Source organism: Streptomyces sp. NPDC008086 (assembly GCF_042957325.1).
Taxonomy (GTDB): Bacteria; Actinomycetota; Actinomycetes; order Streptomycetales; family Streptomycetaceae; genus Streptomyces.
On the sequence record NZ_JBIBIA010000013.1, the window covers coordinates 15008 to 29525 of the forward strand.

8 protein-coding genes are annotated in these 14518 nt (G+C 70.7%); all 8 read left to right on the forward strand.

All coding sequences use genetic code 11. From position 1 onward, the window contains the following. Positions 1-53 precede the first annotated feature (53 nt). From ACFZBP_RS36470 to ACFZBP_RS36505, 8 genes are read left to right on the forward strand one after another with little or no spacing between them, the layout of a single operon-like run. The gene (locus ACFZBP_RS36470; protein ID WP_391419824.1) at positions 54-1061 is read left to right on the forward strand and encodes a hypothetical protein; all 1008 of its coding nucleotides are present in this window, start codon (positions 54-56) and stop codon (positions 1059-1061) included. After that, positions 1058-2131: an SDR family NAD(P)-dependent oxidoreductase gene (locus ACFZBP_RS36475; RefSeq protein WP_391419827.1), complete on the forward strand. Its 1074-nt coding sequence runs from the start codon at positions 1058-1060 to the stop codon at positions 2129-2131. The genes ACFZBP_RS36470 and ACFZBP_RS36475 overlap by 4 nt, the downstream gene beginning before the upstream one ends. Then, positions 2100-3899: an AMP-binding protein gene (locus ACFZBP_RS36480; RefSeq protein ID WP_391419829.1), complete on the forward strand. Its 1800-nt coding sequence runs from the start codon at positions 2100-2102 to the stop codon at positions 3897-3899. Before ACFZBP_RS36475 ends, ACFZBP_RS36480 begins: the two co-directional genes overlap by 32 nt. Next, positions 3896-4177 carry a phosphopantetheine-binding protein gene (locus ACFZBP_RS36485; protein ID WP_391419832.1) on the forward strand — a complete coding sequence of 94 codons (282 nt, stop codon included), beginning with the start codon at positions 3896-3898 and terminating at the stop codon, positions 4175-4177. The genes ACFZBP_RS36480 and ACFZBP_RS36485 overlap by 4 nt, the downstream gene beginning before the upstream one ends. After that, on the forward strand, positions 4170-8021 hold the full coding sequence (locus tag ACFZBP_RS36490) for a beta-ketoacyl synthase N-terminal-like domain-containing protein (protein WP_391419834.1): 3852 nt from the start codon (positions 4170-4172) through the stop codon (positions 8019-8021). Before ACFZBP_RS36485 ends, ACFZBP_RS36490 begins: the two co-directional genes overlap by 8 nt. A gap of 15 nt (positions 8022-8036) precedes the next feature. Next, positions 8037-11225 (forward strand): beta-ketoacyl synthase N-terminal-like domain-containing protein, encoded by a 3189-nt coding sequence (locus ACFZBP_RS36495; protein WP_391419836.1) that lies wholly within the window; start codon positions 8037-8039, stop codon positions 11223-11225. A 2-nt stretch (positions 11226-11227) separates the two neighbouring features. Beyond that, the gene (locus tag ACFZBP_RS36500) at positions 11228-13900 is read left to right on the forward strand and encodes an aminotransferase class III-fold pyridoxal phosphate-dependent enzyme (RefSeq protein ID WP_391419838.1); all 2673 of its coding nucleotides are present in this window, start codon (positions 11228-11230) and stop codon (positions 13898-13900) included. Continuing rightward, on the forward strand, positions 13893-14510 hold the full coding sequence (locus ACFZBP_RS36505; RefSeq protein WP_391419841.1) for a hypothetical protein: 618 nt from the start codon (positions 13893-13895) through the stop codon (positions 14508-14510). The genes ACFZBP_RS36500 and ACFZBP_RS36505 overlap by 8 nt, the downstream gene beginning before the upstream one ends. The last annotated feature ends 8 nt before the right edge of the window (positions 14511-14518 follow it).

Here is a 14518-nt window from a genome sequence, read left to right on the forward strand (position 1 = left end):
AGCTCGGCGATGACCAATGGGTTCCTCCGCTGTCCTCGGATGTCCGCCGTTTCATGGACGCATCGGTCAACCCGTACTTCGCGGAGGCGGAGATCGAGCACTTCCTCGCGCTCGACTCCGCCGGCAGGACCGTCGGCCGGATCTCCACCACGATCGACCCGGCCTACGTGGAGCGCTTCGGCAAGACCGGCTTCTTCGGCTGGTTCGAGTGCGTGAACGACCCCGAGGTCGCCTCGGCACTGCTGCGCACGGCCGAGACCTGGGTCGCCGAGCGCGGCATGGATCGGCTCGCCGGCCCCTACTCGTACTGTGCGACGCAGGAGTTCGGGCTGCTGGTGGAGGGCTACGACAACCGGCCGGCGGTCTTCCAGCCGCACAACCCGCCGTACTACCGGCAGCTTTTGGAGGACGCCGGTTACGGGCCGGACTTCCGCACCAACACCTTCAGCTGGTTCGGCGACCGCGACGCGGGCATGATGGAGCCGCTCATCCGCCGAGGCGAGGAGCTGCGCGACAAGCTCGGCCTGACCGTGCGTGACCTGGACCCGGAGCGCTGGGACAGCGAGGTCGACCTGATCCAGGAGCTGCTGGCGGCGTCCTTCGCCGAGAACCACGACATGGTCCCGATCAGCAAGCCCGTCCTGCGGTTCCAGCTGGAGGAGCTGCGCGAGCTCATCGATCCGCGCCTGACCCGCATCGTGGAGCACGAGGGCCGGGCCGTCGCCTTCAGCATGCTTGCGGCCGACGGCAACGAGCTGCTGAAGGTGGCAGGCGGCACGATCACCGACGAGTTCGCCGCCCGCTACGAGGAGCTCAAGGCCAACGTCCGAGGCACCGTAGTGCTGATGATGGGTGCCCGGCCCGAGTTCGAGGGCAAAGGCGTCGGCCGGGTCATCGTTGGCGAGATCGCGAAGGTCGTCCTCGGCCGCATCGGTTCCTTCCGAGATATGCACACCACGTGGATCCACGAGCACAACTGGCAGAGCAGGGCCTACCTGGCGCACACCAAGACCGGCCCGGCGCGTACCTACGCCGTCTACGGGAAGGACCTCACGCTGTGACCCGCGTGCTGATCACCGGAGCGTCCGGCAGTCTCGGATCCGCCTTCGCCCGTCACCTCATCGAATCCGGCGCGGACGTGGTCTGCATGCTCCGCCCGGGCGAAGGGCCGGGCGGGCTGGAGCACCACCTGCACCGGTGCGAGATCCGCCGGGGCGACGTCACCGACCTCGCCTCGCTGGAGACGGCCCTCCAAGGCATCGACGAGGTCTACCACTTCGCCGGCATCGCCATCACGCTGAACAAGCTGCACTCCCTCATGGAGCAGGTCAACGTCGAGGGCTGCGCGAACCTGGTCAAGGCCGCGACGACGGCGGGGGTACGCCGCATCGTGCACGCCTCCTCCATCTCCGCCATCGGCTATCCCCCACCGGGTGAGATCGCCGACGAGAACTTCGACATCTCCCGCTCCAGCTGCGTGAACAGCTACATGATCACCAAGCGGTCCGGGGAACGGGAACTACTGCGCGGTTGGCGGATGGGCGGCCCGGAAGTGGTGATCGTCAACCTGAGCGCCTGCATCGCCCCGTACAGCGACCGCCGTTACGGCTGGGCGATGCTCATCGAGAGCGCCCGGCAGAACAAGCTCGTCGCCTATCCCCTGGGCGGCGCCGCCTTCACCTCGATCGACGACATGAACTTCGGCATGGTGGCCGCGATGGAACGCGGTGAGCCGGGATCCCGATACATCGTCTCGTCGGTGAACCTCACCTACCGTGAGCTGTTCCACCAGGTGGCGGAGGTCGTGGGTTGCGCGCCGCCCAAGCGGGCGGTGCCCAACACCGTGGTACGGGCCGCCGGCCGGGTCGGCGCGGTCGTGGCCGCGATGCGCAAGGACCCGCTGCGGTCACCCTTCCTCGTTCCCGAGAACGCGGCGCTATCGGTCAACAGGCTCTTCTACAACACCTGCCGGGCCCAACGGGAGCTGGGGTTCCGCCCCACCTCGCTGCACGACTCCATCGCGGCGGTCGACAACTGGCTGACCGAGTTGGAGGTCGACGGGCTGATAGGCGCCCTCGGGCCCGAAGGGAGGCGGGGCAGTGCCCTCCGCAGCGTTGCAGACCACCACTGATCACCTCACCCTCGGCCACGCCCTCGCCTCGCATGCGGAGCACCTATCCACCACCACGGCACTCGTGTACGGCCGCCCCGACGGGGCACAGGACCAGCGCTCCTACGCCGAGTTGTACGCGCAGGCGGCGGCGGTCGGCGCGGTCCTGCACGAGTTGCCGCCCCGCACGCACGACCGGCCCTTCGTCCTGATCACGCTGCCCAACGGCGTGGACTACGTGGCCTCGTTCTTCGGATGTCTGCTGGCCGACGCGGTGGCGGTCACCTTCCATCCGCCGCTGATGTCGACCATGCGGGCCGGCAAGGCGTGGGACCACCGGCTGGAGCAGATCCTGCGCGACTGCGAGCCCTCGGCCATCATCACCACACCGGAACTGCACTCCCGCGTCCGTGCCGTCGCCGACGCCGCCGCCCTGGCCCCATTGGTGATCGCACCGGACGAGATCGTCTGGGACGCCGACGCTGAAGTGGGCCGGGTGCGGACCCAGCCGCGGCATCTGGCGCTCCTTCAGTACACCTCGGGCTCCACGTCGAGCCCCAAGGGCGCGATGGTGTCCAACGCCAACCTCGCGCACAACATCGCGCACATCCGGCGCAACCTCGGCACCGGGCCCGGTCAGTCGGCGGCGGGCTGGCTGCCGCTGTTCCACGACATGGGTCTGATCGGCATGGTCTGCCACCCGCTGACGGCCGGCATGAGCCTGCACATGTCGACGCCCACCGGCTTCCTGCGCAACCCGCTCGGGTGGCTGAAGACTCTGAGCGAGACCCGGTCCAGCTTCACCATCGCCCCCGACTTCGGCTACGCGACGGCCGTGCAGAAGGTCCCGGAGGAGCGCCGCGAGGGCCTCGATCTGTCAGGGCTCAGGCACGCGCTCAACGGCGCCGAGCCGGTACGCCGCAGGACCGTCACGGCGTTCGCCGAGGCCTACGAGCCGTACGGCTTCAACCCGCATGCCCTGATGCCGGTCTACGGCCTGGCCGAGGCGACTCTGGTCGTCACCTGTCTGGACCGGCAGGCACCGCCGGCGCTCAGCGAAGTGGACAGACGGACCCTGGGCGGGGCATACCGGGAGGCGGAGGACTCACAGCCCGGGGCCACGCGCACGGAACTGGTGGGATGCGGGTCCAGCATCTCCCCGGACATCGAAGTGGTCGTGGTCGATCCGGAGACCTCCCGCCGGCGCCCGACGGGCGAGGTGGGCGAGATCTGGATCAGCGGACCCAGTGTCGCCGGGGGCTACTGGGGACACGAGGAGGCCACCCGGGAGACCTTCCAAGCGACGGTGGACGAGCCGGCGTTCCAGGGACGCCGCTTCCTGCGCACCGGGGACCTCGGGGTCTGGCACGGGGGCCAGCTCTGCATCGCCGGCCGCATCAAAGACGTGATCATCCATCGCGGCACCAACCACCATCCGCAGGACCTCGAAGCCACCGCCGAAGGCTGCCATGAGCTGGTGGCGCGGGCCGTGGCCTTCGCGACACGCGACGAAGAGGACCAGGACGAGCAGGTCGTGCTCGCCTGCGAACTGCTCGCCTACAGCCCCGAGGCGGACTACGCCGCCGTACTGGCGGCGCTTCGCGGAGCCGTCCTGGAAGAGCACGGGATCGCTCCCGCGGCGGTCGCAGTGGTCCAGTCCGGGGCGGTGCCGCGCACGACCAGCGGGAAGCTCCGGCGGGCCGAGGCCGAACAGCGCTGGAGCGCCGGCGCGATCAAACCCGTGGCCCTCTGGCACCGGGGAGAGACAAGCAAGGGAGGGCAGCGTTGACCGCCGAGGCCAACATCACTCAGCGCAACATCTCGGCCGTGGTGCAGGCGTCGATCGCCAGCGAACTGGGTCTCGCCGCGGAGGAACGGGTGGACCGCCAGGCCACGTTCGTGGATCTCGGCCTGGACTCCGCCGCCCTGATCGGACTCGCGGGCGCGGTCACCGAGGAGCTGGGCATCGAGGTGCCCACGGAGTGGCTCTTCGACCATCCGACCGTCAACAGCCTGGCGGCGTTCCTGGCCGACACCCTCGCGACGCCGGAGCCCGCCCGTGGCTGAGGACGGCAAGGACGGCGCGGTCGCCGTCGTGGGACTCGGTTGCCGGGTCCCCGGCGCCGACACTGTCGAGGCGTTGTGGCAGCTGCTGGACGAGCGGCGGGACCAGATCACCCCGGTGCCCAGCCGCCGGGAGCCCCTGTACACCGAGGTGACCGCGGCCGGCTCACAGGCCATGGGCACCCAATGGGGCGGTTTCCTGGACGAGTTGGAGAGCTGGGACCCCGGCTTCTTCGGCATCTCGCCCAGCGAGGCGGCTCGCATCGACCCCCAGCAGGCGCTCGCGCTGGAGGTCGCCTGGCGCGCCCTGGAGTCCGCGGGAATCATCCAGGCCGACCTGCTCGGCAGCCGTACCGGGGTCTTCTTCGGACAGGCCACGCACGATCACGCGATGCTCCTGGGCGGCCAGTCCCTGCACGAGGTGCAGGGCCCCTACACCAACCCCGGCCTCTCCCACGCCATCACCGCCAACCGGCTCTCCTACCTGTGGGACCTGCGAGGCCCCTCGCTGACCGTCGACACCGCCTGCTCGTCCTCCCTCGTCGCCGTGCACCTGGCCGTCCAGAGCCTTCGGTCGGGTGAATGCGACCTCGCGATCGCGGGTGGCGTGAACGCGCTGCTGTCCCCCGTTCCGCAGCTGGGCGCGGCCGGCCTGACGGCGCTGGCCGCCGATGGCCGCTGCCGCACCTTTGACGCCTCCGGCCAGGGTTACGTCCGTTCCGAGGGCGGCGGCGCGGTCGTCCTGCGCCGTCTGGAGGACGCACTCGCCGCGGGCGAGCACATCCACGCCGTGATCAAGGGATCCGGCGTCAACCAGGACGGACGCACCAACGGGCTCACCGCGCCCAGCGGCCGGGCCCAGACCGAGCTGATCCTGCGCTCGCTGCGGCAGGGCGGGGTTACGTCCGCCAAGACCCTCGGTTATGTAGAACTGCATGGCACCGGCACCCCGCTCGGCGACCCCATCGAGGGCCGGGCACTGGGCGCGGCGCTGAACCAGGCGGTGGGGAAGGACAGGTCCCCGCTGCCCGTGGGATCGATCAAGGCGAACATCGGCCACCTGGAGGCGGCTGCAGGCGTTCTGGGCCTGATCAAGGCCGCGCTGGTGCTCCAACACGGCGTCGTGCCCGGCAACCCCCACCTGCGTGAAGTCAACCCGCGTATCGACCTGGACGGCTTCGGCCTCTCGATGTCGGCCGACCACACCACGCTGCCGGCAGACGCATCCGCAGCCGCCGTCAGCTCCTTCGGTTTCGGAGGCACCAACGCCTCCCTCGTACTCGCCCGCGCGCCGCGCCGGCAATCCCCCGTGCAGGACGGCGCGCGGGCGAACTCCGGGCCTGTGGTTCTCCCACTGTCGGCCCGGAGTGCCCAGTCGCTGGCAGCGACAGCCAGCGACTGGGCAGATCGGCTGGACACTCTTGGGAACTGGTGGGACGTACAGCAGGCAACGCGCGCCGCCTCCGCACACCGGACGGCCTTCGAGTGGCGCGCCGGAGTGGTCGCGGCCGACCGGCAGGAGCTGCTGGATCAACTGGCGGCGATCGCGGACGGCACCCGGAGCGCCCTGCACACCCGGACCGGCACGCCTTCGTCCGTGGGCTTCGTGTACTCGGGGCACGGTTCGCAGTGGGAGGGGATGGGCCGGGAACTGCTTCGCGCTTGCCCGCCCTTCGCCGACCGGGTGCGTGAGGTCGACGCCGTACTGGCGCCGATGCTGGGCTGGAGCCCGCTCGCGGCGCTGGAGCAGACCGAGCCCGCGGACCTCGACGACATCTGCGTGGCACAGCCGCTGATCTTCACGGTCCAGCTCGCTCTCACCGCGCGGCTGGCCGACCTGGGGATCCGGCCCGATGCCGTGACCGGCCACAGCATGGGTGAGCTGAGCGCGGCCGTCGTGGCAGGCAGGCTCGAACTGGCCACTGCCTGCCGGGTGTTGCGCGCGCGCAACGACGCCGTCGAGGCGGCTCGCGGCACGGGCGGCATGGCCGTGGTGGAAGCCGGGGCGCACGAAGCGGCGAAGATCCTGGCCCAGTTGGGCAGTCCCGTCACTGTGGCCGCGGACAACAGTCCCCGCTCCTGTGTGCTCTCCGGGCACGACGAGGCGCTGACCGCAGCTCTCACGGAGTTCGAACGCCAGGGGCACGACACCCGCCGCGTCAAAGTCGACTACCCCTCCCACGGCCCCCTCATGGAGGCGCCCGCCGAACAGCTCGGTCGGGTACTGGGCAATGTGGACACACCCCGGCAGAGCTCGGGGCCGGCGTTCTACTCCTCGGTGCTCGGCCGGTTGCACGAGACACCCCTGAACGCGCGGTACTGGCAGGACAACCTCACTCACCCGGTCCGTGCCCGGGAAGCGGTCACGGCCATGGCGGACGACGGCGTCACCCACGTCTTGGAGATCAGCCCGCACCCGGTACTGCTAGTCGCACTGCGGGAGACCCTCGAAGCCCTGGGCGAAGGGGCGGTGGCCATCGCCACGGGGCACCGCGACCAGCGGGGGGATCTCCGGCTGCGTGAGGTGGAGGCAGCCCTGTTCGAGCGGGGCCTGGACCTGAGGGCGAGCGCCGACGCGGTGACCCACGAATGGGCCGCGCGCCTGCCGACCCACCCCTTCCAGCGCACCCACGTCTACCGGGCTCCGACGGCCGAGCCGTCCGACCGCGCGAGGGGCACGGGTCCGGGCGTCCTCACGGAGGCGTCCTTCCAACCGGGAACATACCTGGCGAGCCTCACCCTGCCCGATGCGCGCGAGAACCATCTGATGGCGGGTGAGCCCGCGGTGTCGGTGGCGGAGCTCGTGGCGGCGGCACTCTGGTCCGCGCGGGAGGCCGGCATCGAGGGCGCACAGTTCGTACAGGACCTGGAGATGTACCGGCCGCTGCCCGCCGAGCCAGGTGTGGCAAGGCAGTTGGTGGTGCACCTGGGCGGGAACGGGTCACGGCCCGCCCGCTCCGCCGCGGTGCGGTTCCTCTACCGGCGCGCCGGCCAGTGGGCGACAGCGGCGTCGTGCACGGTCTGCACCCAGCCTCCGGCGCCTCTGCCGGACGTCACGGCAACGGTCAGGTGCGAGGTGACTGTGCCCACTCCGCCGCCGACCGCTTCGCCCGCGTCCCTGGCCAGCGTGCTGGACCGGGCGTTGCCCGCCGTGGCGCGAGCGCTGCTGGCCGACCGTACCGACATGGACCCGGAGCAGGTGGCGGTCTCACGCGTCGGTGCCGTGCACGCCTCGGCTGCCTTGTGGACAACGGACAGCGCCGTGGCGGAGGGACAGCTGCGGGAGTGCGACGGGGAGGTGGTCATGGATCTGGCGTTCGTCTCCACGGCGGGCAACTTGCTGGCGCAGGTGCAGCATCTGGCGTTGGCACAGCTGTCGGAGCGCGGCGGCACCGACCAACCGGAGGAGATTGCCCCCGTCGACTCGCGCGACCATGCCCGGTCCGGCGGTGAGCTGCGGCAGACGCTGCTGTCACTCCCCTCCGACGCCGAGCGGCGGCAGGCACTGGGCAGTTGGCTGCACGCCGCGCTCGACAGCATCCTGCCGAACGGACTGCGCATAGGGCCCGCGGACGACCTGCCCTTCGCCGATATGGGGCTGGAGTCGCTGATGGGCGTGGAGCTGCGCAACCGGCTGGAGAAGGAGCTGGACATCCGGCTCTCGGCCACCTTGGTTTGGGCGCACCCCACCATCCGCCAGCTCGCAGACGCCCTGCTCGGGCGCATCGGTCAGGACGAGGAGCAGGCCCAGGAGATGGCGCCCCACACCGGCGGGGACGCGACGGTGCGCCCGCGGGCGACCGGCCCCGACGCCCTGAGCCAGTTGCTGGCAGAACTCGACGGCTAGCCACGGGGGGAAAGCATGAACACCGACACCACGACCGACCAGGCACTGCTGCGCGCGGCGGAGACCATCCGCTCGCTGCGCTCACGCGTCTCAGAGCTGGAAGCACAGTCCCGAATCGAGCCGATCGCCGTCGTCTCCTCGGGCTGCCGCCTGCCCGGCGGGGTCGAAACCCCCGAGGAGTACTGGCAGTTACTGGCCGACGGCCGCGACGCGGTACGGCCGCTGCGCGGTGAGCGCTGGACCGGCATCGACTTCAGCGGGCTGGACGACCCGGGATTCACACGGCTCACCCAGCACGCCGGACAGATCGACGACGTAGACGGATTCGACGCCGCCTTCTTCGGGATCGGCGACGCCGAGGCGGAGTTGCTGGACCCGCAGCAGCGCGTTCTCCTGGAGATCGCATGGGAGGCCGTTGAGCGTGCCGGCTGGCCGGCCCCGCAGCTGAGCGGGTCCGCCACCGGAGTGTTCGTCGGTGTCGGACACCAGGACTACCTGCTGGCCTCCCTGGCAGCGCGTGACGACATCGGCAGCAGGCTCTCCACCGGCAGCGGGGCGCGCAGTCTGATCGCCAACCGGCTCAGCTACGAGTTCGGGTTCCGCGGCCCCAGCATGGCCGTGGACACGGCCTGTTCCTCGTCACTCGTTGCCGTCCATCTCGCCTGTCAGGCCCTGCGGTCCGGTGCGTGCGACCGGGCGCTGGCCGGCGGCGTCAACCTCATCCTGTCCCCGCTGTCCACCACGATGACCGGGCGCGCGCTGCCGCTGGCCCCCGACGGGCGTACCAAGGCCCTGGCCGCGGACGCCGACGGCATGGTGCGCGGCGAGGGCGCCGGCCTGGTCGTCCTCCGGCGACTGTCGGACGCGCTGGCGGACGGTGACCCGGTCGAGGGCGTGATCCTCGCCGACGCGACCAACCAGGACGGCCGCACCAATGGCCTCACAGCGCCCTCGCCAGTCGCCCAAGAACAGCTGATGCGCCAAGTGCTCGACGCCTCCGGACTCGACGCGGGCGACATCACGATGGTCGAGATGCACGGGACCGGGACACCGCTCGGTGATCCCATCGAGTACGAGGCCGTGCGCGCGGTCTACGGCGGCCGGGGCATGCAGGATCCCACCTGCTGGCTCGGCTCGGTCAAGGCGAACCTGGGTCACCTGGAGTCCGCGGCCGGTGTCGCCTCGCTGATCAAGGCCCTCGGCGTGCTGCGCCACGGCCGGCTGCCGGAGCAGATCAACCTCAAGGAGGTCAACCCCTTCATCGAACTGGAGGGCGAGCGCTTCGAAATCCCCCGCCGCCTGGAGGCGTGGCAGCCCTCCGAGAAGCGGTACGCCGCTGTCAGTTCCTTCGGCTTCGGCGGCACCAACGCACATCTCATCGTCGCCCACCCCGACGCCGTCCCGGCCGTCCGTAACCACCAGCGCGACACGGCGAGTTCGGCCCGCCCGCACACTGAGACCGGGCCCGTACTGCTGCCGGTCTCGGCGCGATCGGGCCCGGCACTCGCCGACGCCCTGCGCAAGTTCGCGCTCCACGTAAGGGACTTGGACGGCTCGGAACTTCGTGACGTGATGGCCGTTGCCGCGCGCAGGCGCGAGCCTCATCCCTGGCGTGCCGCCGTGACCGCGGCGAGCCCCGAGTTGCTGGCCGAGGCCCTGCGACGCGCGGCGGACAGTCACAGCGGCCTCGCGTCGGGGGTGCCGTCGACACCACAGCGGCTCGGCTTCGTCTACTCCGGCCAGGCCGGCCAGTGGGCCGGGATGGGTGTGGCTCTGGCGGAGCAGGACGCGCTCGTCCGTGACGAACTCCTCGCGTGGGACCGGGCGATCACCACGGCGGGCGGGCCCCCGCTGATGAAGACGCTCACGAGCCTCACGTGCGAGGAGTCGCTGCGCGACACCCGCTTCGCGCAGCTCGCGATCGCGGCCCTCCAAGCCGCCCTGACGGCACGGCTCAACGCCTGGGGGCTGAAGGCGGAGGCGGTCTGCGGACACAGCGTGGGAGAGGTGTCGGCTGCACTCGCGTGCGGCGCGTTGACCCGTGACCAGGCCGTGGACGTGATCATGGCCCGCAGCGAGGCACTGCATATGCACGCCTCCGGCGGAGCGATGTACGCGGTGCGGGCGCCGGTCGAGCAGGTGGCTGATGCGCTGGCCCGAGCCCGGCAGCACCCCGACGGGCCGGATGACGAGGTAGGCATAGCGGCGGTGAACGGACCGGAGGGCACCGTGATCGCCGGGCCCGTATCGCAGCTTGAGTACCTGCTGCCGTGCCTGTCCGACTGGCGCGTCACCCGCCTGGACACGGACTACGCCTTCCACAGCCCGGCGCTCGGCCCGATCGCGGAGCAACTGCACAAGGAATTGCGGACCATACGACCCACCACCGGCGAGGTCCCGTTGTACTCAACGGTGACCGGCGCCCTGCATGCGGGCAGCGACCTGACCGCATCGCACTGGGCCGCCAACGCCACCCTCCCGGTCCGCTTCAGCGACGCCGTGGAGGCGATGATCGACGACGGCATCACTTGCTTCGTGGAGATCGGCCCCCACCCCGCGCTCCTCCCCCATGTGCAGCACCTGGCCGAGGCCAGGCCCGGGGAGGTCCGCGTCCATACGGTGGCCACCCTTCGACGGCGCCAGGACGAACTGCCCGCCCTGCACGCGGCGGTGGGACAGCTGTGGTGCGCCGGGAACGAGGTGGACTGGTCCGCCGTGTTCCCGGGCCCGTGCCCGATGGTGCCGCTGCCCACGTACCCCTGGCAGCACCGCTCGTACTGGGTCTCCGGCTCTGTGCCTGACAACACGTCAGGCACAGAGCCGGACAACACGAAGGAGAGGGCGGCACCAGCTCTGGACGTGGACTCGGTCCTGGAACGGCTCATCACGCACCTGGCCGACATCATGCGCGCCGACCCCGCCGTGCTGGTCCCCGACCGGTCCGCACGGGACCTCGACGTCGATTCGGTGTCCTTCGTGGAGCTGAAGAACCGCCTGGAGAGCGATCTGGGGGCGGCGATTCCGATCACGGTGCTCACCGAGGGCGCAACGCTGCGGGAGGTGGCCCACACCCTCGCAACAGCCCACGGAACGCGCGGCCCCACCTCGGCCGAGGCCCGGCACGCCTTGGACCACCTCGACGAACTGTCCGAGGAAGAACTTGACCGTCTGATGGCGGCACTCGACTCCGAAGAGGGACGATAACTGTGGCTTCCACCCCACTGACCAGCACCGCCGAAGAAAAACGTGCCGCGCTGCGGGCCCGGCTGAGCAGTGTCGCCGCCCGGGACGAGACCGCCGAGCGCTACCGCCGTCACGCCAACCCCTACATCGCCCGCATGCTCGACGGCCTGGGCATCGACGTGCACTACGTACGGGGTGAGGGAACCAGGCTCTACGACCCTGCCGGCAACGAGTACCTCGACTTCGCCGGCGCCTACGGAGCCCTGCCCTTCGGGCACAACCCGCCGGAGATATGGAAGGCGATATCCGCCGTACAGGACTCGGGGGAACCCAGTATCACCCTCCCCTCCGTCCTCGGCGCGTCCGCCCTTCTCGCGGAGCGTCTGGCCACCGTCGCGCCGGGCCACCTCGACCAGGTGGGGCAGTGCAACAGCGGTGCCGAAGCGGTCGAGGCCGCCCTCAAACTGGCCCGGGCCGCCACCGGCCGCCGACTGGTGGTCTCGACCCGCAATTCCTTCCACGGCAAGACTCTCGGCGCCCTGTCCGCGACGGGACGGCCCCGCTATCAGACCCCCTTCGGCGCGCCCTCGGCCGGCTTCCACCACATTCCTTTCGGGGACCCGAAGGCCCTTGAGCAGATCTTCGACGAACACCCCGAGGACATCGCCGCGTTCATCGTCGAGCCCGTCCAGGGCGAAGGCGGCATCGTGCCGGCCCCGCCGGGCTACCTCGCCACCGCGCGTGAGCTGTGCACCCGGTACGGCGCCAAGCTGATCGTCGACGAGGTGCAGACCGGACTCGGGCGCACCGGGCGCATGTTCGCGTGCGAGCACCACGGCGTGGTCCCCGACATCATGCCGCTGGCGAAGGCGCTGGGTGGAGGCATGGTGCCGATCGGGGCCGTGCTGTTCGGACAAGACAGCCTCACCGAGGACTTCGGCCTGCGGCACACCTCGACCTTCGGTGGCAACGCCTTCTGCTCCCGAGTGGGCGTGGGAGCGGTCGATCTGCTCACCGCCGACAACCAGGCCCTGGTGCAGCAGGTGGCCCAGCGCGGGGACTATCTGCTGGCCGGGCTGCGCGAGGTGGCCTCCCGTCATCCGGAGCTGGTCGCGGACGTACGCGGCCAGGGGCTGCTGCTCGGCGTGCAGCTCTCCGACGACCCGGACCTCCACGCGCAGCAAGGTCTGTTCCGCTCACTGGCCGACCAGGAGGGACTGGCGGGGTTCCTGTGCGGCTATCTGCTGCGCAACGAGGGCATCCGTCTCGCGCCCGCGTACTTCGCGAACAGCGTGCTGCGTGTCGAGCCGCCGCTGAACGTCTCCGAGGCGGACTGCGACACCCTGCTGGGCGCGCTGGACCGTGGTCTGGAGGTGATCGAGCGGGGCGACAGCGCACGTTTCTTCGCCCATCTCCTGCCGGCCTCCGAGCGGCCCGCCGGTGCCTCCCGCGAGGAGGACAGGCAGGTGTCCGGTGTGACGCGGGCCGAACGGCTGCGGCCGCGTGACGGCGAGCCGCGCTGGGCGTTCATCGCCCACCCCACGGACCTGGCGAGCTACGAGAGTTACGACAGCCGTCTCGGGCTGCCCGGCGACCAGGTGCGGGTGCTGTTCGACCGGATGAACCAGTGCCGCAACGTCGACACCGCGGCCGCCATGCTGGTCGGGCGGTGCCGGGTGGAGACCGATACCGGCGAGAGCTCCTACGGTGAGATCTTCGCGCTGCCCTACGGGGCGCAGCGGCTGCTGGACATGCCGAGCGCGAAGTCCGCGGCGCTGGTGCAGGAAGCCGTCGACGATGCCGTGGCGCGGGGCGCGCAGCTGGTGGGGCTCGGTGCCTACACGTCGGTCATCACCGCGAACGCAACGGCCCTGCGGGACGTGCCAGTTCCGGTGACCACGGGCAACGCCTACACGGTGGCAGCCGCGGTGGACGGTCTGGAGCAGGCGGCACGGCAGCAGGGCATCGAGCTGAGCGAGGCGTGCTGCGTCGTGCTGGGCGGTGCCGGCGCGATCGGCCTGGCGTCCAGCCTGCTGCTGGCGGAGAAGGTCGGTCGGCTGGTGCTGGTGGGCAATCCCGCCAACCGGGCACGCAGTGAGCGCCGTCTGGCTGCCGCCCTGGAATCCGTGGTCGGGCATCTGATGCAGGCCGACGACGTCCCGCAGGCCGGTGCACTGGCCCAGGCTGTACGGACGCGGGCCTCCTCCGGTGCGAGCGCCCAGGCCATCACGGCCGAACTCGTCGCGCAGGGGCTGCTGACCGCGTCGGTGGAGGCCGAGGCGGTCCTGCCCGCGGGCGACCTGGTCCTGGCCGCCACGTCGACGCCGGACCAGCTGATCCAGCCGGAGCTGGTGCGGCGGGGTGCCGCGGTCTGTGACGTGTCGCAGCCGCCGAACGTGGGCCCACAGCTGAAGGCGGCCCGGCCCGATCTACGGGTGGTCGCGGGCGGTCTCGTGGAAATGCCGGGCCGCCGGGATCTCGGGGTCGACTTCGGCGTACCCAGCGGAGTGACCTACGCCTGCACCGCCGAGACGATGATCCTCGCCCACCGCCTTCACGATCCCGTCGTCAGTCATGGCGACAAGCTCTCCGTCGATCTGGTGCGCATGCTCCGCGACGAGGCCCGGAAGTTGGGCTACCGGCTGTACCTGCCGGCGGAGACCGACCAGAAGCGGCAGGGAGGTCCTCATGAATGACACGATCGACGACGCCGGTCAGGCGCCCGCGACGACCGCGCCACGATCGTCCTACCGTCCCGACCCGTCGGTGCTCGCCTACTACCCCGACCTCGAGCACGTTCCCGACTCCCGGTGGCAGCAGGTGTACCGCTCCACGTTCCTGCCCGGCGCCGATCCGGCCCAGGTGTGGCACGGAGCCACCGAGGTCGTGGGCATCAACGCGGAGCTCGCCCCCGTGATGCGCATGACCCTGCCCAAGCAGATGCAGGGGATCGGCACACCGTCACTCGCACGAGTTCCGCTCGGGCAGCCTCTGGGCCGCTCCTGGATCCTGCTGGGCCGACTGCTGCCGTACGACTACGACGACGTCATCATCGCCGAGCGGGAGGAGGGACGACGCTTCCTGGAGGTGTCGCGGATGTCGTCCGCCCAGGCCTGGATCCATGAGCGGATCATCGAGGGCGAGCACGGCGGGACGGTCCTCAGCGACCGACTGACCTATGTGCTCAAGCCACACCTTCGGCCCCTGACCCCGGTCTACCGCCGGACCGTCCAGCAGCTCTTCGCCCATCGCCATCGTCGTGTGGCGCGACGGTTCGCCCGTCTGGCCCCCCGAACCGCGGACTGAGGAGATTC